The sequence below is a fragment of the Achromobacter insuavis genome (assembly GCF_902859645.1).
In the GTDB taxonomy this organism is placed as follows: Bacteria; Pseudomonadota; Gammaproteobacteria; order Burkholderiales; family Burkholderiaceae_B; genus Achromobacter; species Achromobacter insuavis.
Window position 1 is genome coordinate 1 of sequence record NZ_CADIJR010000085.1, and the last position, 25,496, is coordinate 25,496.

The 25,496-nt window shown below is 71.1% G+C and carries 25 protein-coding genes; 11 read left to right on the plus strand and 14 right to left on the minus strand.

Annotated elements, in window-relative coordinates:
- Positions 1 to 83 precede the first annotated feature (83 nt).
- From H0523_RS27115 to H0523_RS27150, 8 genes are all read right to left on the minus strand, one after another.
- The gene (locus tag H0523_RS27115; protein ID WP_054430537.1) at positions 84 to 2,489 is read right to left on the minus strand and encodes a TonB-dependent siderophore receptor; all 2,406 of its coding nucleotides are present in this window, start codon (positions 2,487 to 2,489) and stop codon (positions 84 to 86) included.
- A 128-nt stretch (positions 2,490 to 2,617) separates the two neighbouring features.
- Entirely contained in the window at positions 2,618 to 3,607 is a 990-nt protein-coding gene (locus tag H0523_RS27120; protein ID WP_082380387.1) for a FecR domain-containing protein, read from the minus strand.
- Positions 3,577 to 4,092 carry a sigma-70 family RNA polymerase sigma factor gene (locus H0523_RS27125; RefSeq protein WP_054430535.1) on the minus strand — a complete coding sequence of 172 codons (516 nt, stop codon included), beginning with the start codon at positions 4,090 to 4,092 and terminating at the stop codon, positions 3,577 to 3,579. Before H0523_RS27125 ends, H0523_RS27120 begins: the two co-directional genes overlap by 31 nt.
- Before the next feature lie 126 nt (positions 4,093 to 4,218).
- Complete coding sequence (locus H0523_RS27130; protein WP_054430534.1) at positions 4,219 to 4,707, minus strand: GlcG/HbpS family heme-binding protein; 489 nt, start codon at positions 4,705 to 4,707, stop codon at positions 4,219 to 4,221.
- Positions 4,708 to 4,830: 123 nt separating this feature from the next.
- Complete coding sequence (locus tag H0523_RS27135; protein WP_054430533.1) at positions 4,831 to 5,445, minus strand: response regulator transcription factor; 615 nt, start codon at positions 5,443 to 5,445, stop codon at positions 4,831 to 4,833.
- Positions 5,442 to 6,881, minus strand: a complete 1,440-nt coding sequence (locus H0523_RS27140; protein WP_054430532.1) for a sensor histidine kinase — start codon at positions 6,879 to 6,881, stop codon at positions 5,442 to 5,444. The genes H0523_RS27135 and H0523_RS27140 overlap by 4 nt, the downstream gene beginning before the upstream one ends.
- Positions 6,882 to 6,943: 62 nt before the next feature.
- Positions 6,944 to 8,104 carry an HPP family protein gene (locus H0523_RS27145; protein ID WP_054430531.1) on the minus strand — a complete coding sequence of 387 codons (1,161 nt, stop codon included), beginning with the start codon at positions 8,102 to 8,104 and terminating at the stop codon, positions 6,944 to 6,946.
- 107 nt (positions 8,105 to 8,211) lie between these two features.
- Positions 8,212 to 8,661: a MarR family winged helix-turn-helix transcriptional regulator gene (locus tag H0523_RS27150; protein WP_054430530.1), complete on the minus strand. Its 450-nt coding sequence runs from the start codon at positions 8,659 to 8,661 to the stop codon at positions 8,212 to 8,214.
- 120 nt (positions 8,662 to 8,781) lie between these two features.
- Between H0523_RS27150 and H0523_RS27155 the strand changes: the two genes are divergently transcribed.
- Positions 8,782 to 10,566: a chloride channel protein gene (locus tag H0523_RS27155; RefSeq protein WP_054430529.1), complete on the plus strand. Its 1,785-nt coding sequence runs from the start codon at positions 8,782 to 8,784 to the stop codon at positions 10,564 to 10,566.
- A gap of 86 nt (positions 10,567 to 10,652) precedes the next feature.
- Here H0523_RS27155 and H0523_RS27160 read toward each other — a convergent pair whose 3' ends face one another.
- Complete coding sequence (locus H0523_RS27160) at positions 10,653 to 11,549, minus strand: LysR family transcriptional regulator (RefSeq protein ID WP_054430528.1); 897 nt, start codon at positions 11,547 to 11,549, stop codon at positions 10,653 to 10,655.
- A 143-nt stretch (positions 11,550 to 11,692) separates the two neighbouring features.
- On the opposite strand from H0523_RS27160, the gene argC reads away from it, so the two are divergent.
- Entirely contained in the window at positions 11,693 to 12,637 is a 945-nt protein-coding gene (gene argC / locus H0523_RS27165; RefSeq protein WP_054430681.1) for an N-acetyl-gamma-glutamyl-phosphate reductase, read from the plus strand.
- A gap of 92 nt (positions 12,638 to 12,729) precedes the next feature.
- Positions 12,730 to 13,248, plus strand: a complete 519-nt coding sequence (locus H0523_RS27170) for a DUF6622 family protein (RefSeq protein WP_054430527.1) — start codon at positions 12,730 to 12,732, stop codon at positions 13,246 to 13,248.
- A gap of 74 nt (positions 13,249 to 13,322) precedes the next feature.
- Here H0523_RS27170 and H0523_RS27175 read toward each other — a convergent pair whose 3' ends face one another.
- Together H0523_RS27175 and H0523_RS27180 are read right to left on the minus strand one after the other, a co-directional pair.
- Positions 13,323 to 14,201 carry an MBL fold metallo-hydrolase gene (locus H0523_RS27175; protein ID WP_054430526.1) on the minus strand — a complete coding sequence of 293 codons (879 nt, stop codon included), beginning with the start codon at positions 14,199 to 14,201 and terminating at the stop codon, positions 13,323 to 13,325.
- A gap of 94 nt (positions 14,202 to 14,295) precedes the next feature.
- Positions 14,296 to 15,225 (minus strand): LysR family transcriptional regulator, encoded by a 930-nt coding sequence (locus H0523_RS27180; protein WP_231689831.1) that lies wholly within the window; start codon positions 15,223 to 15,225, stop codon positions 14,296 to 14,298.
- A gap of 139 nt (positions 15,226 to 15,364) precedes the next feature.
- On the opposite strand from H0523_RS27180, the gene H0523_RS27185 reads away from it, so the two are divergent.
- The 4 genes from H0523_RS27185 to H0523_RS27200 are packed head-to-tail and all read left to right on the plus strand — an operon-like array spanning position 15,365 to position 19,767.
- Positions 15,365 to 16,948, plus strand: a complete 1,584-nt coding sequence (locus H0523_RS27185) for an ATP-dependent acyl-CoA ligase (protein WP_054430524.1) — start codon at positions 15,365 to 15,367, stop codon at positions 16,946 to 16,948.
- Between the two features lie 31 nt (positions 16,949 to 16,979).
- Positions 16,980 to 18,293: an MFS transporter gene (locus tag H0523_RS27190; protein WP_054430523.1), complete on the plus strand. Its 1,314-nt coding sequence runs from the start codon at positions 16,980 to 16,982 to the stop codon at positions 18,291 to 18,293.
- Positions 18,290 to 19,432 carry a thiolase family protein gene (locus H0523_RS27195; protein ID WP_054430522.1) on the plus strand — a complete coding sequence of 381 codons (1,143 nt, stop codon included), beginning with the start codon at positions 18,290 to 18,292 and terminating at the stop codon, positions 19,430 to 19,432. Before H0523_RS27190 ends, H0523_RS27195 begins: the two co-directional genes overlap by 4 nt.
- Positions 19,429 to 19,767, plus strand: coding sequence for a zinc ribbon domain-containing protein (locus H0523_RS27200; RefSeq protein ID WP_054430521.1), 339 nt, complete (start codon positions 19,429 to 19,431; stop codon positions 19,765 to 19,767). Before H0523_RS27195 ends, H0523_RS27200 begins: the two co-directional genes overlap by 4 nt.
- 38 nt (positions 19,768 to 19,805) lie before the next feature.
- Here H0523_RS27200 and H0523_RS27205 read toward each other — a convergent pair whose 3' ends face one another.
- Positions 19,806 to 20,630 carry a TlpA family protein disulfide reductase gene (locus tag H0523_RS27205; RefSeq protein WP_054430520.1) on the minus strand — a complete coding sequence of 275 codons (825 nt, stop codon included), beginning with the start codon at positions 20,628 to 20,630 and terminating at the stop codon, positions 19,806 to 19,808.
- 142 nt (positions 20,631 to 20,772) lie between these two features.
- On the opposite strand from H0523_RS27205, the gene H0523_RS27210 reads away from it, so the two are divergent.
- The 4 genes from H0523_RS27210 to H0523_RS27225 all read left to right on the plus strand — a co-directional run bounded on the left by H0523_RS27210 (position 20,773) and on the right by H0523_RS27225 (position 24,421).
- Positions 20,773 to 21,846 (plus strand): NAD(P)H-dependent flavin oxidoreductase, encoded by a 1,074-nt coding sequence (locus tag H0523_RS27210; RefSeq protein ID WP_054430519.1) that lies wholly within the window; start codon positions 20,773 to 20,775, stop codon positions 21,844 to 21,846.
- A gap of 235 nt (positions 21,847 to 22,081) precedes the next feature.
- Positions 22,082 to 22,873: an amino acid ABC transporter substrate-binding protein gene (locus H0523_RS27215; RefSeq protein ID WP_049073911.1), complete on the plus strand. Its 792-nt coding sequence runs from the start codon at positions 22,082 to 22,084 to the stop codon at positions 22,871 to 22,873.
- Between the two features lie 116 nt (positions 22,874 to 22,989).
- Positions 22,990 to 23,643, plus strand: a complete 654-nt coding sequence (locus H0523_RS27220) for an amino acid ABC transporter permease (RefSeq protein ID WP_006384524.1) — start codon at positions 22,990 to 22,992, stop codon at positions 23,641 to 23,643.
- 25 nt (positions 23,644 to 23,668) lie between these two features.
- Positions 23,669 to 24,421: an amino acid ABC transporter ATP-binding protein gene (locus tag H0523_RS27225; protein ID WP_054430518.1), complete on the plus strand. Its 753-nt coding sequence runs from the start codon at positions 23,669 to 23,671 to the stop codon at positions 24,419 to 24,421.
- Positions 24,422 to 24,447: 26 nt separating this feature from the next.
- Here H0523_RS27225 and H0523_RS27230 read toward each other — a convergent pair whose 3' ends face one another.
- Both H0523_RS27230 and H0523_RS27235 read right to left on the minus strand, forming a co-directional pair.
- Positions 24,448 to 25,272 (minus strand): ABC transporter ATP-binding protein, encoded by an 825-nt coding sequence (locus H0523_RS27230; protein ID WP_054430517.1) that lies wholly within the window; start codon positions 25,270 to 25,272, stop codon positions 24,448 to 24,450.
- Positions 25,251 to 25,496: iron chelate uptake ABC transporter family permease subunit (locus tag H0523_RS27235; protein ID WP_180180208.1), on the minus strand; the 246-nt coding region annotated here is incomplete at its 5' end. The genes H0523_RS27235 and H0523_RS27230, both read right to left, overlap by 22 nt.

Consider the following 25,496-nt stretch of genomic DNA (forward strand, 5'->3'; position numbering starts at 1 on the left):
GGCGGACAAGGCGGCGCGCAGGCGCGGCGCGGCTCGGCGCGGGAACGCGGCCGGCGCGGAGGCGGTGATAGGCGGTTGCATGCTCAGAATTCCATCCGCGTCGACAGCACGAACTGGCGCGCGTCGCCCATGGAGATGAAGTACTGGTTGGCGCTGGAGGTGTAGTAGGTGCGGTCGAACAGATTGTTGACGTTCAGCTGGAACTGCACCTTGCGGCCGGCGACGCGGGTGTCGTAGGTGGCGAAGGCGTTGACCACGGTGTATGCCGGCAGCACGAACGAGTTGGCCGAATCGCCCGGGCGGGTGCCGACGTAGCGCGCGGCGGTGCCCAGGCGCAGGCGGCCTTCGCCGATCTGGCCGGCGTTGTAGACCAGCGCCAGCGACCCGGTGTGCTGGGCCACGTTCCACAGGCGGTTGCCCTGGTACTGCGGATCGTCGGTGGTGCGGGCGTCGAGATAGGCATAGCTGGCCATGAAGTCCCAGCGCGCCGACAGCGAACCGCTCACGTCCAGCTCGACGCCGCGCGAGCGCGCCGCGCCGCTGGTGCGCCAGTCGGTCAGCTTGGTGACGTCGTTGTACTGCGACACCAGTACGTTGCGCTTGCGGATGTCGAACAACGCCAGCGTGCCGGTGGTCTGCCCCGGCATGTCCCATTTCAGGCCCAGCTCCCACGACTTGGCCTGTTCCGGCGCCACGCCGGAGTCGATCACCGTGCCGCTGGTCAGCGGCGCGATGGTCGAGGTGGGCTTGAGCGATTCGGTGTAGCTGCCATACAGCGACACCTCGGGCGTCCATTTGTAGACCAGGCCGGCGCGCGGCAGCCACTTGCCGCCGGCGATGTCGGTGTTGGTGCTGAACGGCCGGCCGCGCCCGGCCAACTGCTCATAGTGCTGGTAGCGCAGGCCGCCGACCAGGATCCAGCGTTCGCCCAGGTGCAGCGAGTCCTGCAGGAAGAACGAGGTGGCGCGCAGCTTGTCGGTCTGGTCGCTGTCGCTGGCGACCACGGTGTTGCCGGGGTCCTGCTGGTCGTAGACCGGATTGACGTAGCTGAACGGCTTGGACAGGTTCTGCCGGATCAGGTCGGAACGGAAGATCTTGCGGCGCTCGTAGTCGGCGCCGACCTGCAGGTCGTTGCGCAGGCCGCCGATGTCGACGCGGCCATCGACGTACCCGATCACGTAGTGGTCGGTGGAGAGCGCGCCGCGGGTGCCGTCGTTGCTGCGCTTGACGGTGCCGGCCACCGGATCGATGGCGGTCACGCGCACCTGGTTGGCGTCGTAGCGTTCCTGGTTCCAGCTGTAGCCCAGGTGCGCCTTCCAGTTGTCGGTGACGCGCTGGTCCACGGTGACCTGGGCCAGTTCGGTGCTGCCCCACATGTTGTTGTAGGGTTCGTCCAGGCGGCGGCGCGAGGGGATGTCGAGCGGCTTGCCGGTGGTGGGATCGAGCGCGGTGCCGCGGTCGAACGGATACAGGTAGTCGCGGTGCTCATAGGAGGCCACGATCTGCGTGTCCTGCCCATACCAGGCCAGCGACGGCGCCACCAGCGTGTCGCGGCGGCGGCCGAAATCGCGCCAGTAGTCTTCGTTCATGGTGTCGACCACCAGGCGGTAGGCCAGCCGCGAATCGCCGATCGGCCCGGTGCTGTCGAGCGTGGCGCCGACGCCGTCGCGGCCCTGGGCATAGGTCGAACCCGTCAGCGTGATGGCGTGGTACGGCGTGAGCTGCGGCCGCTTGCTGACGATGTTGATGACGCCGCCCGGATCCATGATGCCGTACAGCAGCGACGCCGGACCCTTGAGAACTTCGACGCTGTCGGCGGCGGCGTTCAGGCCGCGGCCCTGCACCAGCGGCATGCCGTTGTGCATGATCGAGCCGTCGCGGTTGGCGCCGAAGCCGCGCTTCATCAGCGTGTCCTGGGTGCCGGCGAGCGTGTTGCCCTGGGTGATGCCGCTGACGTTGGCCAGCGCGTCGTCCAGGTTGCGCGGGCGCTGGTCGCGCAGCACCTGGGCCGGCACCACGTTGACCGCCTGCGGCTGGTCCAGCACCGCCAGCGGCGAGCGCGTCACCGAGGCCACCGGCTCCGGCTGGTAGGCGCCTTCGGCGGTCGATGCGCCCACCACGGTCACCGGCTCCAGCTGGGCGGCATTGTCGCCGCTGGCCACCGGACGCACCGTGTAGACGTTGTCCGAACGCCGCTCGGCGCGCAGGCCGGTGCCGTCCAGCAACCGGCCGAAGCCCTGGTCCACGCTGTAGGCGCCCGACAGGCCGGGGCTCTGCTTGCCGGCCACTAGGCGGCCGTCCAGCGACAGCGTCACGCCGGCCTGGCTGGCGAACTGGCTGAGCGCCTGCGACAACGGGCCGGGCGCGACCTGGAAGCCGGCGGGCGCCTGGGCCTGCGCGGGCGCGGCGGCCAGCAGGACCGTTGGCGCGGTCAGCGCGGTGGCCAGCGCGCGGGCCAGGAGCGGATAACGGAAGGGAGGGACGTGCATGGGGTTCCTTGGCGGCGGACGCGCGAAACGCGTCGTACATCTGCAGTGCCAAGCGAAAAGAAGAAAGGGGAACCGGAAACGCGCGGCTGTTACAAAATAGTTGGGCAAGCCGCCCGCGCCGGCCGGCGCTAGGCGGCCTCCAGCCGGACCCAGCCGGGCAGCACGCGCCGGGCGCGCACGGGCAGCGTGGCTTCCAGCGCGCGCAGGATGCGGTCGGTGTCGGCCAGCGGGAACACGCCCACCAACGGCAACCGCGCGACCTCCGGCGTACAGGTGACGAAGCCGCGGCGGTAGCGCGCCAGCTCGGCGGCAAAGCGCGCCAGCGGCAGGCCATCGGCCACGAGTTCGCCGCGGGTCCAGGCGTCGCGGGCGGGGTCGAGCGGTTCTGCCGCGTCGATGGCGCGGCCGCTGAACCCGGTGCGGGTGCCGGCCTGCGCGATGCGGACGGGGGCATCGTCGGGACGGATCTCGACCGCGCCGGCATAGACATCGAGCCAGGCGCGGCCGCCGTCGCGCAGCACGGCAAAGCGGGTGCCCAGCGCCCGCAGTTGCGCATAGCCCACGTCCAACAGGAACGGCCGGGCCGGCTCGCGGGAATCGGGATGGGTGTCGATCAGGGTTTCGCCGTCCACCAGCACCACGCGGCGCGCCTGCGCGTCAAAGCGCAGATTGACCGCGCTGGCGGTGTTCAGCCACAGCCGCGAGCCGTCCTCCAGCGTGGCCTGGCGGGTCTGGCCGACGTCGGTGCGCAGGTCGGCCAGCTGGCGGCGGGTGGCCGGCTGGTTCCAGGCGGCGGCGCCCAGGCCGCCGACGCCGGCCAGCAGCATCAGCGTGCGCAGCGCGCGGCGGCGGCCGCGTCCGGCGCCGGTCAGTGCCTCCAGCGCCGGCTGGCCGGCCACGGATTCGAAGCGCGCGCTGATCGCGGCCACGGCATCCCAGGCGCGGCGGTGTTCCGGCCGGGCATCGAGCCAGGCCTGCCATTGGCGGGTGTCGTCGGCGCTGGCGCGCTCGTCGCCCAGGCGCGCGAACCAGTCGGCCGCGGCTTCGAGCACGCGGCGGTCGGGCGGGGCGGACAGCGTGGCGGGCCTCACCAGACGCCGTCCGCGATCAACAGGCATTGCAGCATCACCTGCGCCATGTATTTCTTCACCATGCGCTCGGACACGTCCAGGCGCCGGCCGATCTCGGCATAGGTGTAGCCGCCCAGCTGCGCCAGCAGGAAGGCCTCGCGGGCGCGGGCCGGCAGGCGCTGCAGCATGGCGTCGATCTCGACCAGCGCTTCCAGCACCAGCGCGCGCCGCTCGGGCGAGGGCGCGCTGGCCTCGGGACGCTGGGCCAGGGCTTGCAGGTAGGCGTGTTCGAGGTCGCGGCGGCGCCACAGGTTGACCACCAGGCCCTGGGCAATGCGGGTCAGGAAGGCGCGCGGCTCGCGCAGGCCCGGCGTGTCGCGGGCGGCGATCAGGCGCACGAAGGTGTCCTGGGCCAGATCGGCGGCGTCGTGGTCGTCGCGCAGGCGACGCCGCAGCCACGCCGTCAGCCAGGCGTGGTGCGAGCGGTAGAGCGTGTCGACGGCGTGGGGAGCCGGGAGGTCGCCGGGCGGCACGGGGACTCCAAACCTGAAAGAATAATGGGAATGGTTCCTATTATAGCTATTCAGGCCTGGAGTTCCAGCGGGGGATGTGCTGGGTTGTGGCGCAGGGTGGGAAGACGCTCCAGTTCCGCTCGCCGCTTACTTGAACAACGCCGCGTTCTCTTCCAGAACCGTGTCCGCGCATTGCGCGTCCAGGTTGCCGCCGGGCGCGCCGGCCACGCCGATGGCGCCGATGACGTTGTTGCCGGCCTTGATCGGCACGCCGCCGCCCAGCAGCAGGTAGCCGGGGATGTCGGTCAGGTTGGCGGCGCCGGGGTTCTTCTGCGCGTTCTCCATGATGGCCAGCGTCGGCGCCTTGGCCGAGGCCGAGGTGAAGGCCTTGGCGCGGCTCGCCTCGATGGTGTGCGGGCCGGCGTTGTCGGCGCGCACGAAGGCCTTGAGCAGGCCGGCGCGGTCGACCACCGAGGCGCTGACGTTGTAGCCCTTGGCCTGGCAGGCGGCGACGGCGGCGGTGGCCAGCTTCTGGGCGTCGGCGGTCGAGATATTGCTTTCGGTGAGCACGGCGGCGTGGGCGGCGCCGCTGACGGCGAGCGTGGCAACCAGGGCGGCGAGCGGGTGGCGGGTCATGGTCTGCGTCCTTTTTTCGTGTGGGGATCAGGAGCAGTCAGTGTGGCCAAAAGGCGCGCGGCGCGGTATACGCCCGATTACCCACGCGCCTCCGTAGCGCTACGGAGGCGGCCGGGCGATGCCTCAGTCGAGCAGCGTGGCGTACTGGCGGATCAGCTGCGCCAGCGAGTCGGCCTCGAGCTTGGCGAAGACATTGGCGCGGTAGGTTTCGACGGTGCGCGGCGACAGGTCGAATTCGCGCGCGATCTCCTTGTTGCTCAGGCCTTGCACGATGCGCTCGAAGACCTCGTGTTCGCGCGTGGACAGGCGCGCCAGGCGTTCGGCGGCGGCCTGCGTCACGGCCAGCCGTTCGCGGCTGGCGATGTGGCCGCGCACGGCGGTCTGCACGGCGTCCAGGAAAATGTCGTCGTCCACCGGCTTCTGCAGGAATTCCATGGCGCCGCCCTTGAAGGCGCGACGGCACAGGTCGACGTTGGCGTGGCCGGTCAGCATCACCACCGGCAGGTCGGAGGCCTCGGCCAGGCGCGCCAGCACATCGAGTCCGCTGATGCCGGGCATGCGGATGTCGAGCACCACGCAGCCGATGGTCTGCGGCGCCAGCTGCGCCAGGAATTGCTGCGGATCGCCGTAGCCGGCGCTGCGCAGGCCGACGCTGCGCAGCAGCAGCGCCAGCGCGTCGCGCACGGCGTCGTCGTCGTCCACCAGGTAGACCAGCGGCGATTGGTCGGGCAGGTTCATGCGGGGCCTCCGGCCAGGGGCAGGGTCAGGCTGAAGCAGGCGCCCGAGGGCTGCAGGTTGCGCGCGGCCAGGCGGCCGTCCATCGCGCCGGCCAGCGTTTCGCATAGCGCCAGCCCCAGGCCCATGCCCTGCGCGCGGGTGGTGTAGAACGGTGTGAACAGCCGGGGCAGCGCATCGGCGGCGATGCCCGGTCCGTTGTCGCTGACGCTGAAGACGTAGGTGGCGCCGTCGGCGCGGCCTTCGAGCGTGATCTGGCGCGGCCCCGGGGCATCGGCCAGCGCGTCGGCGGCGTTCTGCACCAGGTTGTGCAGGATCTGTTCGAGCGCGACCCGCTCGGCCAGGGGCCGCGCCTGCGGGCTGGCGTTGTGCCAGTGCAGGCGGATGCCCTGGCGCGCCAGTTCGGGTTCGCGCAGGAAACGCAGCGAGGCCGCCAGCGCGTCCGGGTCCAGCGCCTCGCGCCGGCCGGGCGCGCTGGGCTGCACCAGCGCCCGCATGCGGCTGATGATGTCGGCGGCGCGCTTGGCCTGTTCGGCGCTGGCCAGCAGGGCGCGGCGCACGCTGGGGCGTTCTTCCTCGTCGTCCAGCAGGCGTTGCGCGGCGCGGGTCTGGGCCAGGATCGCGGTCAGCGGCTGGTTCAGTTCGTGGGCGATGCCGGCGGCCATTTCGCCCAGCGTGCTCAGCCGCGCCATGGATGCCAGCCGCGCCTGTTCCTGCTGGCGCCGCGCCTCGGCGCGCGAGCGCCGCATGGCGGTGACGCCGGCCACCAGCAGCGCGCTGGTCAGGCCCCACAGTCCCCAGGGCAGCCAGGGCCAGGAGGCGGGCGTGAGGGTGCGGGTGCTGTGCAGCGCGAACGGCTGGCTGGCCGCGCCCAGCGGCTTGGCGAGCGCCAGTGGCCAGCCGGGGCCGACCGGCGCCGGCTGCCGTTGCAGCAGGGGCAGTGGTTGTTCGCCGATGGCGAGGGTCAGGTTGGCCAGGCCGGCAGGGAAGTCGGCGGCGGGCACGAGTTCGCGGGCGTCCACCAGCAGGCTCCAGCTGGACGGCGCCACCAGCCAGTAGCGGGCGGCATCCAGCGGCAGTGTCACGGGGCGGCCCAGCGTGCGGGCCTGCTCGACCGCGGCGCGCAGACCGGGCGGTTCGGCCGTGCTGCCGGCCCAGGCACCGTCGGGCAGGTAGCCGAGCGCCTGCAACTGCGGCATGGCCGGCCGCAGGCTGGGAAACAGCCGTTCAGGCGCGGGCGGGTGCGACAGCGCGGACAGCGTCGCCAATACGGCTTCGTGCTGCACGGTCTTCTGGCTCAGCATGCGCTGCGCCACGCTGGTGTCCTGGAAGAAGCGTTCGTACTGGTCGACGTAGTGCTGGCGCCCGATCCAGAGGGCGCCCAGGCAGAACAGGACCAGCCAGGCGAGGAGGGCGCGGTGGCGCAGCGGGGGATTCACGCTGGAATTATGCCCGTGGCCGATCCGGCGCGGAATCCGTAGGGCTACGGAGGCGTCGCGGCTCACGCCGCCAGGCGGCCGTCGTGGCCGGGCGCGGCCTGGGCGGCGGCCGACAGTGCCATCTGATGCAGGGCGGCCACCAGGTCCGACTGGGTGACCAGGCCGGCCAGCACGCGGCCTTCGCCCAGCACCGGCACGCAGTGCAGGCTGTCGGACATGGGGCGAGCCAGCTCGATCGCGGGCAGGTCGGGCGTGGCGAACGGCACCTCGGAACGCATGCAGTCGGCCACCAGCAGGTCGGCCGGCGCGCCGCCCGCGGCCGTGACCTGGGCCGGACGGCCGCGGCGGGCCAGCGCGTCGGCCTGCGCCAGCATGCCGGCGTAGTGCCCGGCGGAATCGAGCACCGGCAGCCATTGCAGGCGGTGCTTGTCGAACAGGCGCACGGCGTAGTCCAGCGGATCCTGTTGCTGCACCACGACCACGTCGCGCGACATGATGTCGGCGCAGCGCACGTCGCCGAAGCGCCGCCGGCTGGCGCGCAGCTCGGCGGCCAGCACGATGTCCTCGAGGTCTTCCTTGCTGATGTCGAGCAGCTCGCCGCGCTGCGCCAGGGCCTCGTCCAGGTCGGCGCGCGAGAAGCCCAGGCGGGCGCTGGGCGCCGGGTCGCGGGTCTGGTGGCCGGGCGCGGGCTCGACGTGGCGGCGCGGATAGTTGCGCCTGAGCAGGCCGTTGAAGACCACGGCGATGCCCAGCAGGATGGTGGAATTCAAGGCCACCGGCCACAGCACGAAGCCATAGCCCAGCGCCGCGACCTGCGGCCCGCCCAGCACCGCGGTCAGCGCCACCGCGCCGCTGGGCGGATGCAGGCAGCGCAGCGAGAACATGGCGGCGATGGCCAGCGCCGCCGCCGTGGCCGCGGCCACGCCGGGATCGGCTATCGCCTGCGCGCAGAACACGCCGATCAGGGCCGACACCAGGTTGCCCGCCATGATCGACCACGGCTGCGCCAGCGGGCTGGCCGGCGCGGCGAACAGCAGCACGGCGGACGCGCCCATCGGCGCGATGAACCAGGGGTTGGCGTTGCCCAGGGCGTGGTGGCCGACCCATTCGGTGCAGAACAGCCCGACCAGCGCGCCCAACGCGCCATAGAGCTTTTCGCGCAGATTGACGCCGACCGGCGCCGGCGCGAACGCACCGAGCCAGCGCTTGATAGCCACAGCCAAAACCTTTACCTCGCCGCTTCAGATATATCGGGGGACGACAATTTATCACGCGGCGCGCCGGCCGGCGGCATGAGCTTATGCCGCTGGGTCATGAGGGGCGGGCGGAATCAGCGCTCGGCGTCGTCGCCGATGCGGGCCAGCAGGCGGGTCAGCAACGGCCGCATGGCGCGCAGTTCTTCGAGGTGCGAGGCCGACAGGCTGGCCAGGATGCGCTCGGCCTTGTCCGTCAGCACCACCTCGACGCGGCGGCCGTCTTCGGGATCGGGTTCGCGGCTGACCAGGTCGAGTCGTTCGAGGCGATTGACCAGTTCGGCGGCGGTGTGCGGACGCACCAGCAGGCGTTCGGCGATCTCGCCGACATACAGGCCGCGGCGGCCGGGCGCGCCGGGCCGGCTGCCCTTGATGGCCAGCAACGCCTGGTGCTGCTGCGGCATCAAGTCGAGGCCGGCCGCGGCGTTTTCGCTGAAGGCGGCGAACTTGCGCAGCGCGTAGCGGAAATCGGCCAGCAGTTCGTAGTCGGTGGCGGACGGCAGGTCGGGGGCAGGGGAACGTTTCACCCGGCCGATTCTAATATATGTCGTGATACGATATATTTGATTTTTCGCAAACAGCGGCCGATCACCGTCCCCGTGGACGCGGCGGCCGCGCGTTCCGTTTCCCTCTCCTCACCTCGAACCATGCCTCCCGTTTCCTCTTCCGTGCGCGCCTTGCGGCTGGGCGACTTCACCACCGACAAGCGTGTCGTGCTGCTGATGGCGCTGGCCGTGCCGACCGGCCTGGCCAGCGTGGCCGCCGCCTGGGCCCTGCTGCGCCTGATCGCGCTGTGCACCAACCTGGCCTACCACGGCCTGTTCTCGTTCGCCGACCTGCCCATCACCAGCGGCCGCCTGGGGCCGGCGTCGGTGGCCATTCCCGTCATCGGCTGCCTCATCATCGGCCTGATGGCGCGCTACGGCTCGGAGAAGATCCGCGGCCACGGCATTCCGGAAGCGATGGAAGCCATTTTGATCGGCAAGAGCCGCATCGCGCCCAAGGTGGCGGTGCTCAAGCCGGTGTCGTCGGCCATCTCGATCGGCACTGGCGGTCCCTTCGGCGCGGAAGGCCCGATCATCATGACCGGCGGCGCCATCGGCTCGCTGCTGGCGCAGACCATCCACCTGAACGACGGCGAGCGCAAGACGCTGCTGGTGGCCGGCGCGGCCGCGGGCATGACGGCGATCTTCGCCACGCCCCTGGCGGCGGTGCTGCTGGCGGTGGAACTGCTGCTGTTCGAGTGGAAGCCGCGCAGCTTCCTGCCGGTCGCCACCGCGGCGCTGGTGGCGGCCGTGGCGCGCGCGTTCGCGCTCGATGACGGGCCGGTCTTCAGCTATGCCGGCGTGATGGCATTCACCCCGTGGCACCTGGTGGCCTGCGCCGCCGTGGGCGTGCTGGCGGGGCTGGGCTCCGGCGTGCTGACGGCGCTGGTCTACGCGGCCGAGGATCTGTTCGAGAAACTGCCGCTGCACTGGATGTGGTGGCCGGCGCTGGGCGGCCTGGCCATCGGCATCGGCGGCCTGATCGATCCGGCCGCGCTGGGCGTGGGCTACGACAACATCCGCCATCTGCTGGCGGGCGACCTGGCCTTGCAGGCGGTGTTGCTGCTGTTGGTGGTCAAGGTGGCCATCTGGTCGATCGCGCTGGGCTCGGGCACCTCGGGCGGGGTGCTGGCGCCTTTGCTGATCTTCGGCGGCGCGCTCGGCGCGCTGGCCACGCCGCTGCTGCCGCAGGCCGCGCCGGGTTTCTGGGCGCTGGTGGGCATGGCGGCGATGATGGGCGGCACCATGCGGGCGCCGTTGACGGCGACGTTGTTCGCGGTCGAGCTGACTGGCAACCTGGGGGCCTTGCTGCCGGTGCTGGCGGCCTGCGTGTTCGCCTACGGCGTGACGGTGCTGCTGCTGCGCCGCTCGATCCTGACCGAAAAGATCGCGCGCCGCGGCCACCACATCAGCCGCGAATACCGGGTCGATCCGTTCGACCTGCTGCGCGCCAGCCAGGTGATGACCACGCCGGTGCAGACGCTGCCCGACAGCCTGACGGTGGCGCAGGCGATCGCGCATTTCACCACCGCGCAGCCGGTCCACACCAGTTACCCCGTGGTCGATGAGGCCGGCGTGGCGGTGGGCGAGGTGACGCGCGCAGACAGCCTGGCCTGGGCGCTGGAACCGGCGCTGCATGAACAGACCCTGGCGCAGGCGCTGCAGGGGCGCGAGCTGGTCCATGGCTTTCCGGAGGAACTGGCCAGCCAGATCGCCGACCGCATGGCGCTGTCCGGCGCCGGCCGCGTGCCGATCCTGGACCGCGACAGCGGCCGGGTGCTGGGCATCGTCGGCCGCAAGGACCTGTTCCGCAGCCGCGCCCGGCGCCTGCGCGAGGAAGCCGAGCGCGCGTCGTTCCTGCGGCGGGCGCCGTCCGGGGCAGGCTGAATCCCGGGGCCGCGCCGGCGGCCGAGGCGCCGGCCGGCCAGGATCGGTTGGCAGGGAAAGGCACCCCGCGCGGCCCGGTCGCCAGGCTAGGCGCGATCGTCGGCCGCGCGCAATTGCCAGAGGGCGTCGAGCACGTGCTGGGTGGCGCGCTCGACCTGTCCGTCGCGATGGGCGATGCCCAGCGGCCGCCACAGCGCCGGACGCAGCGGCCGCATGGCGATGCGCGGGTCGGCCTGCGGCGCGGTGGCCTCGTGCGGCAGCAGCGTGGCGCCGTAGCCGGCGGCGACCAGGCTCTTGATGGCGTCGTTGTAGTTCAGCTGGATGCGCGGCCGCGGCTGCAGGCCGGCGGCGGCGAACCATTCGCCGGTCTGGCGCGACAGTCGGGTGCTGGCGTCGTTCAGGATCAGCGGCCGGTCGCCCAGCCACGCGGGCGTGACGCGGGCCGGCGGGTTCCAGGCGGCGGGCAGGAAGGCCATGATGGGATCGCGCCGCCAGGGCCGCAGCACCAGGCCCGGCACGGGCGGCTGCGGCAGCGCCACCAGGCCCACGTCGAGCGCGCCGTCGCCCAGTTGCTGCAGGGTTTCCTGCGACGTCAGCACGGCCACCTGGACGTCGATGCCGGGGTGTTCGCGGCCCAGCGCTTCCAGCGCCTGCGGCAGCAGGTGGGCGATGGCGCCGGTCGACGCCCCCAGCCGCACCCGGCCGGCCAGGCCCTGCACCTGCCGCTGTACGTCGTCGAGCGCCTGGTCGGCCTCGGCCAGGATGCGGCGCGCGCGCTCCAACAGGGTGTCGCCGATGGGCGTGGGCCGGACCTGGCCGCGCTTGCGCGTCAGCAGCGGCGCGCCGACGCGCGCCTCCAGGTCGGCCACGTGCAGGCTGACGGTGGGCGGCGCCAGGTGCAGCGCGCGGGCGGCGTCGGCGAAAGAGCCGAGGTCGGCGATGGCGACCAGGGTGCGCAGCCGGTCGAGGTTGATTTCACGCATGGCGGTTTCGTTCAGGAATTCTGAATCTCGTCGTCATGATATTCGACTTTTCGTATGCGGAGCGTTGGGCAATGATGGACACCCGGATCCACTTTCGACCCCATCCGCCGGCGCCGCGCCGGCTTTTTCGCAAGGCCACGCACATGACTCATCCCCTAGTATTCATCGACGGCGACCAGGGCACCACCGGTCTGCAGATCCACGAACGGCTGCGCGACCGCGCCGACCTGCGCCTGCTCACGCTGGCCGAGGGCGACCGCAAGGATCCGCGGCGGCGCGCCGAGGCCATCAACGCCAGCGACATCGCCATCCTGTGCCTGCCCGACGAGCCGGCGCGCCAGGCGGTGGCGTCCATCGTCAATCCGGAGGTACGGGTGATCGACGCCAGTTCGGCGCACCGCACCACCGCGGGCTGGGTCTACGGCTTTCCGGAAATGGCGGCAGGGCAGGGCGAGCGCATCGCCCAGGCCAAGCGCGTCAGCAACCCGGGCTGCTATCCCACGGGCGCCATCGCCTTGCTGCGGCCGCTGGTGCAGGCCGGCCTGGTGCCGGCCGACTATCCGCTCAGCGTGCACGCCGTGTCCGGCTATTCGGGCGGCGGCCGCGCCAGCGTCGATGCCTATGAGGGGCCGGGCGCCACCGGCGGGCTGGCCTTCCAGGTCTACGGCCTGGGCCTGGCGCACAAGCACACCCCGGAAATCGAACGCCATGCCGGCCTGACCCAGCGGCCGGTGTTCGTGCCGTCGTACGGCGCGTTCCGCCAGGGCATTGTGCTCACCGTGCCGCTGCAGCTGCGGCTGCTGCCCGCCGGCGTCAGCGTCGCGCAACTGCAGCAATGCCTGGCCCGCCACTATGCCGGCGCCCGCCACGTGCAGGTGGTGGCGGCGCAGGACGCGGCGGCGCAGACGTTCCTGGATCCGCAGGCGCTCAACGGCACCAATGACCTGCGGCTGGCCGTGCATGGCAACGCGGAACACGGCCAGGTGCTGCTGAGCGCGGTGTTCGACAACCTTGGCAAGGGCGCGTCGGGCGCGGCGGTGCAGAACCTGGACCTGATGCTGCAAGCGCTGGCCCTGGCCGAGGCCTGAATCGCCAGCGGTTTGTCAGGCGATTTCTGCTCAACTGGGCGGGCGCTGCCGTTCCGGTCGCGCCTGCCCGGAATCCCTTGCCTGGAATCCTCATGAGCCTGGAAATCCTGCATCGCACGCCGCTTTGGGTATGGGCGCTGTTCGCGCTGTTGCTGTATCGCGGCATCCGCGCGCTGCGGCCGCGCCAGCTGTCGGTGTCGCGCACTTTCCTGTTGCCGGTGCTGTTCCTGGTCTGGGTGCTGGTGTCGATCCACGGCGAAGTCACCGACCTGCGCGCCGCCTACGAGGCGTTCGCCGCCAGCATGGTGGCGGGCGGCGTGCTGGGCTGGATGCTGTGGTCGCGGGCCGGCCGCGCCACCTATCACCCGCAGACGCGCATGATCGAGCGGCCGGGGTCGCCGATCACGCTGGTCCTGCTGGTGCTGGCCTTCGCGTCCAAGTTCGTGCTGATGACCATGTTGGCGCGCGATCACGGGCTGGCCGCCGACGCCGCGTTCTCGGCGGCATTCGGCGGCGTGTCCGGGCTGATCGACGGCATGTTCTGGGGCGGCACGCTGTCGCAGGTGTGGCACCTGCGGCATCTGGCGCTGCCGCCGCTGGCGCGGCGCTGACAGGGCGGGCGCCCGCCGAACGCGTTGTCCGGCGGGACCGGCCGTGATGCTTGCGCGCGGCGGCTACCGCCGCATCACCACTTCATTTCACCCTTGGCGACCTTGGCGCTGATCTCCAGCGCGGCGGCCGCGCCGGCCTGCGGGTAGCGGGCGCGCATGGCCTGGATCAGCGCGGCGCTGTCCGGGGCCCGGGCAGCCTCGGTCTCGAAGGCGCGCAGGTAGCCCTGGGTGTAATGCACCGATTCCAGGGTCAGCGGCGCGCCCGGCGCGTAGTGGCCGGCCACCACCGTGGCCGGCTTCAGGGCGTCGATGCGGGCGAGCGTGGCCAGCCAGTCGGCGCGCGATTGCGGCGACTGCGTGTCGGCGGTCCAGACGTGCAGGTTGCCGAACACCACCACGCCGCCGACCACGGCCTTGCGCGAGGGGATCCAGACAAAGGTGCGGTCGGGCTGAGGGCCATCCAGGCCGGTGATCTTCAGGGCCTGGCCTTCGAGCGTCAGCGTGTCGCCTTGCAGCACTTGCGGCACGACGGCCTTGCGCGGCGCGTCGGCGCCCAGCTTGGGCCCCCAGAACGCCAGCTTGGCGTCGACCGTCTCCTGGATGTGGCGCACGGTGGGCGCGGTGGCCACGACCTTGGCGTCGGGGAACGCCGCCAGGATGGTATCCAGGCCGAAGTAGAAATCGGGATCGCCGTGGCTGATGTAGATGGTGGTCAAGCGCTTGCCGCTGGCGCGCACCAGCGCCACGAGCTGTTCGGCCTGGGACTTGCCGAACTGCGCGTCGACCAGGATGGCGTCGTGTTCGCCGCTGACCAGCACCGAGGCGACCTGGAAGATGGCGTCGTTGCCGGGGTTGTAGGGGGTGAGGGTCAGCTCGGCGGACAGGGCCGGCGTGGCGGCCAGCGCCAGGGCGAGGGCGGGAATCAGGCGGCGCAGGGCGGGCAGGGTGGGCATGGCGGTTTCCTGGAAAGAGGGAGTGACGGCAGTCTAGTTGCGTCATCCGGCCAGATAAACCCGATCCCGTGCGTGAGTCTGTTGCTTGATTCGATCAAATCAAGGCGCCCGCCGCCGTGCCGCCCGCATCGCGGTCCGCCAGGGTGTCCACCACCAGCGTGCGCAGCCAGCGCGTGCCGGGATCGCTCTCGAAGCGCGGATGCCAGTGCACCGTGACGCTCAGGGGCGGCAGCGTCAGCGGCAGCGGCCGGATCTCGAAGGCGTTGTCGCGGTTGAACCAGACCGCCGCGCGGTGCGGCAGGGTGACGGTCAGGTCGGTGCGCCGCACGATCTCGGCGGCGGCCGAGAAATGCGGCAGCGTCAGGTAGGGCTGGCGGTGCAGGCCGGCCTCGCCAAGCACGTCGTCCAGCAGCCGGTGGGCGCTGGCGCGCGAGGCCACCAGGATATGGTCGAGCCGCTTGAACTGGCCGCGCGTCAATCCCGCCGACAGCACCGGATGGCCGCGCCGGCCCATGCAGGCATAGCGCTCGCTGAACAGGTCGGCGTGGCGCGTGTGGCGGCCCAGGCCGGCCAGGTTGCCGATCGCCAGGTCGATGTCGCCGTCCTTGAGCGCCTGCGCCAGTTGTTCCAGCGGCACCTCCACCACCTCGACCTGCAGACGCGGCGCCAGCGCGTGCACGCGTTCCATCACGCTGGGCAGGAACACCATCTCGCCGATATCCGACATCGACAGCCGGAACCGCCGCGTGCTGCTGGCCGGCTCGAAATGCTGCCGCAGGCTGACCGCCTCGGCAAAGCTGTTCATGCCGCGCTCGATCGGGCCGGCCAGCGCGAAGGCCACCGGCGTCGGCCGCATGCCGGAGGGCGTGCGCACGAACAGCGGGTCGTCGAATTTTTCGCGCAGCCGGGCCAGGGCATAGCTGACCGCGGGCTGCGTCAGCTGCAGCCGCTGCGCCGCGCGGGTGACGCTGCGTTCATGCAGCACGGTCAGGAAAACCCGCATGAGATTCAAGTCGAAGTCCACGCCCGCCCTTGTTATCAGTCTGGTTTATGCAATGAATAATACCCATAAATTTGACACATAAATAGTTGATTCCTAGACTAATTTTCACGAGCCGTGGCAGTGACCAGGCGGCCGCCGACAACAAGGGGAAGAGCACGTCATGCATGCATTGACTTTGCCGTCGCTGTTGCGCGACCAGGCGGCACGCCAGGGAACGCGGCCGTGGATCCAGGCGCCGGGCGGCGCGCTGCGTTACGCCGAGGCGCCCGAGCACGCGGCCCGCTGGGCGGCGCTGCTGGCTCGGGCCGGCGTGGCCCGCGGCGACCGCGTCGGCCTGATGGCGGGCAACCGCATCGAGTTCATGTCGCTGGTGCTGGGCTGCGGCTGGCTGGGCGCGGTGGTGGTGCCGATCAACACCGCGTCGCGCGGCATGCAGCTGCAGCACATCCTGGCCAACAGCGGTTGCGTGCTGCTGGTGGCGGATCGGGCCTCCTGTCCCGCGCTGGCCGGTCTCGACGCCGCCGGCCTGGCCCTGCGCCAGATCTGGCTGCTGGACGATGGCGCAGACGGCACGGCCGCCGCCGCGTCCGGCCTGCCGGCCCCCGCCGCCGCGCTGCCGCCCTTGCCGGATGCGCTTGCGCCCGAGGCCGACCTCGGCCCCGGCGATACGCTGGCGATTCTCTACACCTCCGGCACCTCGGGCCTGTCCAAGGGCGTGTGCTGCCCGCATGCGCAGTTCCACTGGTGGGGCGTCATCGCGGCCCGCAACCTGGAGATCGGCGCCGACGACGTGCTCTACACCAGCCTGCCGCTGTTCCATACCAACGCGCTGAACGCCTGCTTCCAGGCGCTGGCGACCGGCGCCTCGATCGTCTGCGACGAGCGCTTTTCGGTCAGCCGCTATTTCGAGCGGCTGGCGGCCACCGGCGCCACCGTCACCTATCTGCTGGGCGCAATGGTGCCGATGCTGCTGGCGCGCGAAACGTCGGCGGCCGAGCGCGGCCATCGCACCCGCATCGCGCTGGCGCCGGGCGTGCCCGAACGTTTCCATGGCGTGTTCACCGAGCGCACCGGCATCGCGCTGCTGGAAGGCTACGGCTCCACCGAAACCAACTTCGCGCTCGGCGGCACGCTGGCCGAGCAGCGCCCCGGCAGCATGGGCCGCGCCGCGCCCGAATTCGACGCCATCGTCGCCGACGCCGATGACGCGCCGCTGCCGGACGGCGAGGCCGGCGAGCTGCTGCTGCGGGCGCGGCCGCCGTTCGCCATCGCCACCGGCTACTTCGGCATGGCCGACAAGACGGTCGAGGCCTGGCGCAACCTGTGGTTCCACACCGGGGACCGCGTGGTGCGCGACGCCGACGGCTACTTCCGCTTCCTGGACCGCATGAAGGACGCGATCCGCCGGCGCGGCGAGAACATTTCGTCGTACGAGGTCGAGCAGGTACTGCTGGCGCATCCGTCGGTGGCCGTGGCGGCGGTCTACGCCGTGCGCTCGGAGCTGGCCGAGGACGAGGTCATGGCGGCGCTGGTCTGCAAGCCGGGCTGCGCGCTCACGCCCGAGGCCCTGCTGGACTTCTGCCAGCCGCGGATGCCGTATTTCGCCGTGCCGCGCTATCTGCGCGTGCTGGATGACCTGCCGCGCACCGAGAACGGCAAGGTCCGCAAGTTCCGGTTGCGCGATGAGGGCGTGACGGGTGACACCTGGGATCGCGACGCCGCCGGCTACCGCGTGGCGCGCTGAATCCCGTCCATATAAAACAAGGGGCAAGAACATGACGTTGGCATACCAGGGCGCGGCGCAGAGCGCCGAGGAGCAGGCCCGCAGGAAGCGCACGCGGCGGGTGGTGATGGCGTCCGTCGCCGGCAACGCGATGGAGTGGTACGACTTTTTCATCTACGGCACGGCGGCGGCGCTGGTGTTCGGCGAGCTGTTCTTTCCCAAGGGCACCGATCCGCTGCTGGGCACCATGGGCGCCTTCGCCGGCTTTGCCGTGGGCTTTCTGGCGCGGCCGCTGGGCGGCGTGATCTTCGGCCACATCGGCGACCGCTACGGCCGCAAGCTGGCGCTGGAATGGACGCTGGGCATCATGGGCGCGGCCACCTTCCTGATCGGGCTGCTGCCGACCTACGAACAGATCGGCATCTGGGCGCCGGTGGCGATGGTGGTGCTGCGCATCCTGCAGGGCGCGGCGGCTGGCGGCGAATGGGGCGGCGGCGTGCTGCTCATCAGCGAGGCGGTGGGCGGCAAGCGCCGCGGCTATTTCTCGTCGTTCAGCCAGTTGGGCGTGGCGGGCGGCTTCGTGCTGTCGTCGGGCGTCTTCATGCTGGCGCAGCAATTGCCGCAGGAGACCTTCATGAGCTGGGGCTGGCGCCTGCCGTTCCTCTTGAGCGTGCTGATCTTCGGCATCGGCCTGTACATCCGCAAGCACATCCCGGAAAGCGACGAGTTCGTGCAGGCCAAGAAGACCGCCAAGCGCGGCATGCCTGCGGTGGAAGTGTTCCGCCGCTATCCGCGCCAGGTGTTCACGGCCATGGGGCTGCGGGTGGCGGAGAACGGCGGCTCGTACATCTTCCTGGCGTTCGCGCTGGCCTACGGCAAGTTCCTGGGCATTCCCAATGACGTGATGCTGGGCGGGGTGCTGGCGTCGATGTTCATCGAGCTGGGCACGCTGGTGTGGTTCGGCCACCTGTCGGACCGGATCGGCCGGCGCGCCGTCTACCTGATCGGCTCGGCCGGGTTGATGCTGGCGGCGTTTCCGTTCTTCTGGCTGGTGCAGACCAAGGAGCCGGTGTGGATCTTCCTGGCGTTCTTCCTGGGCAATACGGTCTGCCACGCGGCCATGATCGGCACCCAGCCGGCGTATTTCGCCGAACTGTTCCCGGCCGAGGTGCGCTACACCGGCCTGGCGCTGGGCCACGAGCTGGCCTCGGTGTTCGCCGGCGGCCTGTCGCCGCTGATCGCCATGGCGCTGCTGCGCAAGTATGAATCGGCCACGCCGGTGGCGTGGTTCCTGGTGGGGATGGCCGCCATCACGGTCATCACCTTGCTGCTGACGCGCGAGCCGCCGCGGCAGGAATCGGCATGAGCGGCGGTCCCGGCATCGTTGGCGTGGGCGAGACGCCCGCGCTGCGCCATCCCGAGCCCGGCTGCGACACGGCCACCCTGATCGCGCGGGCGGTGCGGCTGGCGCTGGACGACGCCGGGTTGCGGCCCGCGGACGTCGACGGCCTGGGGCTGGCCTCGTTCACGCTGCGCCCCGATCGCGCCATCGACATGGCGTGGCGGCTGGGGCTGACGCTGGACTGGTGCATGCAGGACGAGATGGGCGGCGCCAGCGCCATCAACCTGCTGCGCCACGCCTGGCTGGCGCTGCGGGCCGGGCAGGCGCGCACCATCGTGCTGGTGGCGGGAGACCATTTCGCCGGCGCCGATTTCGCCGCGCTGGTGGGGCGCTACAACCGCAGCGCGCAGGATTACCTGAGCCCGCTGGGCTGCGTCGGGCCGAATCCGCTGTTTGCCATGCTGACGCAGCGGCAGATGGCGCGGACCGGCCTGCGGCGCGAGGACTATGGCGCGCTGTGCGTGGCGCAGCGCGCCTGGGCCGGCGCCAATCCCAACGCCGCCTACCGCCAGCCGCTGACGCTGGCGCAATACCTGGAGGCGCCGATGGTGGCCGAGCCGCTGGGCCGGCTCGATTGCGTGCCGGTGGTCAGCGGCGCCTGCGCGCTGGTGCTGCAGGCGCGGCCGCAAGGCGTGCACGTCACGCTGCGGGCCAGCGGCGCGCGCTACAACGCCGACCAGCAGGAGGGCGACGGCCTGGTGACCGGCATCGCCGGGTTCGCGCCCGCGCTGTGGGCCGAGGCCGGCCTCGGGCCGCAAGACATGGACGTGGTCGGCGTGTACGACGATTACCCGGCGATGGCGGTGGCGCAACTGTGCAACCTGGGCCTGGCGCCGGCGGACGACCTGGCGGGCTTCATCGCGCGCCGCATCGCCACGCGCGAACTGCCCGTCAACACCGCGGGCGGACAATTGTCGGCGGGGCAGGCGGGCACGGCTGGCGGCATGCACGGACTGGCGGAAGTGGCGCGCCAGTTGCTGGGCCGCGCCGGCGCGCGCCAGGTGGCGAGGGCCCGCCATGGCGTGGCGACCGGCTACGGCATGGTGCAGCTGCGCTACGGCATGTGCGCCAACGCGGCGGTGCTGGCCAGGGAGGACGCATGAGTTTCAACGTGATGGAATGCGCGCAGTGCGGGCACCGGGTCTATCCGGCACGGCTCTGGTGTCCGGCCTGCGGCCATGACCGGGCCGTCGAGGTGGCGTTGGAGGAGGCCGAGCTGCTGGCTTGGACCCGGGTGCCCGGCAAGGCGGGCGACGGCGACAGCGTCTTCGCCACCGTCAATGCGCTGCCGCGCGGGCCATTGCTGGTGGTGCGCCTGCCCGGGGCGCCGCAGGCGGCGGGACAGCGCCTGCGATTGTTCGCGCGAGCGGCGCAAGGGGCGGCGTTGCCCTGGGCGCAAGCGCTGCCCGGCGACGACGCGGCCAACGGCGAGGCTTGAGCGCAGCGGCCGCGGCTGGCGCGCACCGGCCAGGCCCTTCAGCGCTGCGCGCCGTCCGCCCGGATCGATTCCAGCCGCTGCGCCAGCGTGGCGCTGGACAGCTCGCCGACCCGCACGTCCATCAACCGGCCCTGGGCATCCAGGAACAGGGTCGCGGGCAAGCCGCGGTTGCTCATCTGGCGCGAGGCGTCGCCGGCCGGATCGAGCAGGGAATTGGCGAGCGAGGGCGCGTGCTCGTCCAGGTATTGGCGGACGGTGGCCGCCGCTTCGCCCTGGTTGAGAAAGACGAAATGGATGTCGGGGTTGGCCGCCTGCGCCTGCTCGAATGCCGGCATCTCGCGGCGGCACGGCGGGCACCAGCTGGCCCACAGGTTCACCACCATCGGCTTGCCGTGGAAAGCGTCCAGGGTGGCGGGCGCGCCATCCAGCTGTTGCAGCGACAGGGCCGCCAACTGTGGCTGCGGCTGCGCCGATGGCGCCAGCAGACGGCCGCCGCCGAGCCAGACCGCCGCGCCCAGCGCCATCGCGACCAGCACGGCGCGGCGCGGGGCGCGGTCGCGCAGCACGGCATAGGCGCCATACAGCAGCGCCGCGGCCAGTCCGGCCAGGCCGGTCCAGCCGCCGTCGCGCAGGTCCAGGATCCTGAGCGGATTCTGCAGGAAGTGATCGCGGTATTGCCAGATGAAGGCCAGCCGGGCCGCCAGCAGGGCCAGCAGCAGGCAACGCCACAAGACGCGGCTGGCGTCCTCGGCGCGCGCGCCGGCCAGCAGTCGGCCGGCGATCAGGCCGATGACGACGGCGGCGGCCAGCAGCGCGAGCTCGATCGGAAACACCAGGGGGCCAAGACGGAGGGCGGGGCTCATGCGGCGCGCTCCCGGCGCGCGGCCGGGGCGGGGCGGCCGTTACTGCGAAATTCCATGGCGTGATGCGAGTAGGGGGAAGGCCCAAGCCTAGCATGCGGCTGCGATATGCTCGGGTCTCCCTCATTGCCGTCGTGTGCCCGAGATGAAATCGTTGCCTTCTCTGTTGCCCCTGATCCAAGCGCCGATGGTCGGCTCCTTCAGTCCGCTGGCGATCGCCGCCTGCCGCGCCGGCGCCCTCGGGTCGCTGGCCTGTGCCGCGCTGGGCCCGGACGCGCTGCGCGAACAGATCGCCGCGATCCGCGCCGAAACCGATGCGCCCTTCAACCTGAATTTCTTCAGCCACACGCCGCCCGCGCCGGACGAGGCGGCCCAGGCCCGCTGGCGCGAGACCCTGGCGCCGTACTACCGCGAGGCCGGGCTGGATCTGTCTGCCGCCGGCAGCGGCCCGGGCCGCGCGCCGTTCGACGACGCCATGTGCCAGGTGGTCGAGGAACTGCGGCCGGCGGTGGTCAGCTTCCATTTCGGGTTGCCCGACGACGCGCTGCTGGAGCGGGTGCGCCGCGCCGGCGCCATGGTGCTGTCTTCCGCCACCACGGTCGAGGAGGCGCGCTGGCTCGACGCCCGCGGCGTGGATGCCATCATCGCCCAGGGCGTGGAGGCCGGCGGCCATCGCGGCATGTTCCTGACCGATGACATTGGCGCCCAGCCAGGCCTGTACGCCTTGTTGCCGCAGGTGGTGGACGCGGTGGGCGTGCCGGTGATCGCGGCCGGCGGCATCGCCGACGGGCGCGGGATCGCCGCGGCCTTCGCGCTGGGCGCGGCGGCGGCGCAACTGGGCACCGCCTATCTGCTGACGCCGCAGGCCGGCCGCTCGGCCATTCACCGGCAGGCGGTGCGGGCGGCGCGCGACGACGCCACGCGCCTGACCAATCTGTACACGGGCCGCCCGGCGCGCGGCCTGCTGACGCGCTTCATGCGCGAACAGGGGCCGATGAGCCCGGCGGCGCCGGCGTTTCCGCTGGCGACCGGGGCGGTCGACCCGCTGCGGGCGGCGGTGGAAAAGACCGGCAGCGGCGACTTTTCGCTGCTGTGGTCGGGCGAGGCCGCCGCGCTGGCGCGCGAGACCGACGCCGAGGCGCTGACCCGCCAGCTGTGGGACGACGCGCTCGACTGCGCCGCCGGCCTGCGCGCGGGCATGGCGGCGCGGGCCGGCTAGGCCCTCACGGCCTCTGTCCGGGTTGGCCGAGGTCCTGGCGAGCCGCGCCAAGGGCGTTGGCGCCGTTGGGGAAAGCCAGCCCGGCCCCCGGCTGGATCTGGTCCGGCGCTATCGCTTGGCCCTATATATGGCCGAGATGAAACACATATTTCCAGGGACGCTAAAATAACCGGCTCGCGGCTTCCGTCGAGCCCTCCGGCCTTCTTCATTCCTGCGCCTCGCGCCCTCGATAAATATGAAAAAACTGACTGCTGTTCTTCTCGTGTCCGCCACCACGATGCTGACCGCTTGCGGCCCGTCCGACAACGCGCCGGCCGCCAGCGCGCAGGCCCCGGCCGCCGCCCGCAAGGTCGTCGTCGGCCTGGATGACAACTTCCCGCCGATGGGTTTCCGCGACGCCAACAACCAGATCGTCGGTTTCGACGTCGACATGGCCAAGGAAGCCAGCAAGCGCCTGGGCCTGGAAGTCGAATTCAAGCCGATCGACTGGAGCGCCAAGGAAGCCGAGCTGAACGGCAAGCGCGTCGACGTGCTCTGGAACGGCCTGACCATCACCGAAGAGCGCAAGAAGAACATCAGCTTCACGGCCCCCTACATGGCCAACCACCAGATCATCATCGTCGGCAACGCCTCGCCGGTGAAGGCCAAGGCCGATCTGGCCGGCAAGGTGGTCGGCGCCCAGGACGGCAGCAGCGCCACCGACGCCATCGCCAAGGACCCGGTCGCCGGCAGCATCAAGGAAGTCAAGAAGTTCGGCGACAACGTCACCGCGCTGATGGACCTGGCCGCCGGCCGCCTCGACGCCATCGTGGTCGACGAAGTGGTGGGCCGCTACCTGATCAGCAAGCGCGCTGGTGAATACCGCGTGCTGGACGACAACTTCGGCACCGAAGACTACGGCGTCGGCGTGCGCAAGGACGACACCGAACTGCTGGCCAAGCTCGACAAGACCCTGGACTCGATGAAGCAGGACGGCACCGCCGGCCGCATCGCCACCCAGTGGTTCGGCGCCAACATCGTCAAGTAAGCTCCCGGGAAACGCCCGGACCGCGGCGCGGTCCGGGCGTTTTTCAGTCCGGCGCTTTTCCGCGCCGGCACGCCCGCTCCTGATTCCTCCCGTCGGCAAGACGCTCACCCATCCGCATGGACTACGTACTCTCCCTCCTGGGACCCCTGGCGCAAGGCGCGAAAGTGACCTTGACGCTGTTCTTCATCACGCTGGCGCTGGCCGTGCCGCTGGGCCTGGTGCTGGCGTTGCTGCGGATCTCCAAATGGGGCTTCGTCAGCCAGCTGGTCAATGGCTACATCTGGCTGATGCGCGGCACGCCGCTGATGCTGCAGATGCTGTTCATCTACTTCGCGCTGCCGTTCGTGCCGGTGGTGGGGGTGCGCCTGCCCGACTTTCCGGCGGCGGTGGTGGCGTTCGCGCTGAACTACGCGGCGTATTTCGCCGAGATCTTCCGCGCCGGCATCCAGTCGGTCGATCGCGGCCAGTACGAAGGCAGCAAGGTGCTGGGCATGACCTACCTGCAGACGCTGCGCCGCATCGTGCTGCCGCAGATGGTGCAGCGGGTGCTGCCGCCCATGAGCAACGAGACCATCACGCTGGTCAAGGACACCTCCCTGATCTACGTGCTGGCGCTCAACGACATCCTGCGCACCGCGCGCGGCATCGTGCAGCGCGACTTCACCACCACGCCGTTCCTGGTCGCGGCGGCCTTCTATCTCATCATGACGCTGGTGTTGACGTGGTTCTTCCAGCGTATGGAAAAGCGCTATGCCAAATACGACCAGTAATCCGTCCGCCGGCGGTCGCGGCGCCATGATCTCGGCGCGCGGCATCGTCAAGTCGTTCGGCGCCAACCGCGTGCTGGACCAGGTCTCGCTGGAGCTGGGCAAGGGCGAGGTGGTGGCGGTGATCGGGCCGTCGGGCTCGGGCAAGAGCACCTTCCTGCGCTGCCTGAACCACCTGGAAACCATCGACGACGGCACCATCGAGATCGAGGGCGAAGCCCTGGCCACGGCGGCGCCGGGCGGCCAGAGCCGCTACGCCAGCGATGGCGACGTGCGCCGCATCTGCCGCAAGATGGGCATGGTGTTCCAGTCGTTCAACCTGTTCCCGCACATGACCGTGCTGCAGAACATCATCGAAGCGCCCATGATCGTCAAGGGCATGCCGCGCGCCGCCATCGTGCCCAAGGCCGAGGAACTGCTGCGCAAGGTCGGCCTGCTGAACAAGCGCGACAACTATCCCACGCGCCTGTCCGGCGGCCAGAAGCAGCGCGTGGCCATCGCCCGCGCGCTGGCGATGGAACCCGACATCATGCTGTTCGACGAGCCGACCTCGGCGCTCGACCCCGAGCTGACCGGCGAAGTGCTGCGCACCATGCGCCAGCTGGCCGACGAGCACATGACCATGCTGGTCGTGACCCACGAAATGGGTTTCGCCCGCGAAGTGGCGCACCGCGTCATCTTCATGGACGAGGGCCGCATCGTCGAAGAGGCGCCGTCGGCCGACTTCTTCCGCGCCCCGCAGCACCCGCGCAGCCGCGAGTTCCTGGCGCACATGCTGTAACCAGGGGCAGGGCGGCGGCTTGCCGCTCAGCCCTGGCCGCCGCGCCGGGGCACGACCATCGGGCTGCCGGTCTCCGGATCCGGCAGCACTCGGCATTCCAGATCGAACACCTGCCGCATGGCGTCCTCCGTGACCACCTGCCGCACCTCGCCCTGCGCGGCGATGCGGCCGGACCGCATCATGACGACGCGGTCGGCGTAGCGGAACGCCAGGTTCAGGTCGTGCAGCACCACCACCAGCGTGCGGCCGGCCCGCTGCAGGCGCGCGCACAGTTCCAGCAGGTCGATCTGGTGGCGGATGTCCAGAAACGTGGTGGGCTCGTCCAGCAACATGATGCCCGCGTCCTGCGCCAGCACCAGCGCCAGCCAGGCGCGTTGGCGCTGGCCGCCGGACAGCGTGTGCACCGGGTGGTCGGCCAGGTCCGCCAGGTCGGTGTCGGCCAGCGCCGCCTCGACCGCCCGGGCGTCGGCGGGCGACCACTGCCGCAACAGCGTCTGGTGCGGATAGCGGCCGCGCGCCACCAGGTCGCGCACCGTGATCATTTCCGGCGCCACCGGGTTCTGCGGCAGATAGGCTAGGCGCCGGGCCACCGCCTTGCGCCGCAGGCCGGCCAGGCTGGCGCCGTCCAGGAACGCCTGGCCCAGGCTTGGCGCCAGCGCGCCGCCGAGCACGCGCAGCAGCGTCGACTTGCCGCAGCCATTGGGGCCGACCACCGCCGTGAACGCGCCCGGCGCGACCGCCAGCGACAGGTCGCGCAGCACGGCCGTGTCGCCATAGGACAGGCTGACCTGCCGCAGTTGCAGGGCCGACGGGGCGTCGGCCGGATCGTTCAGGTGGAGGTCTTGCGCCATTCGAGTACCAGCAGAAATGCGAGATAGACACCGCCGATGCCGGCGGTCAGGACGCCCACGGGCAGGCCGTTGGGACCGGCCAGGCGGGTCAACAGGTCGGCGCCAGCCAGCAGCACCGCGCCGGTCAGGGCCGCCAGCAGGGGTTGCGGACCGCTGGCCGGCACGCAGCGCCGCGCGATCTGCGGCGCCGCCAGCGCGACGAAGGCCACCGGGCCGGCCACCGT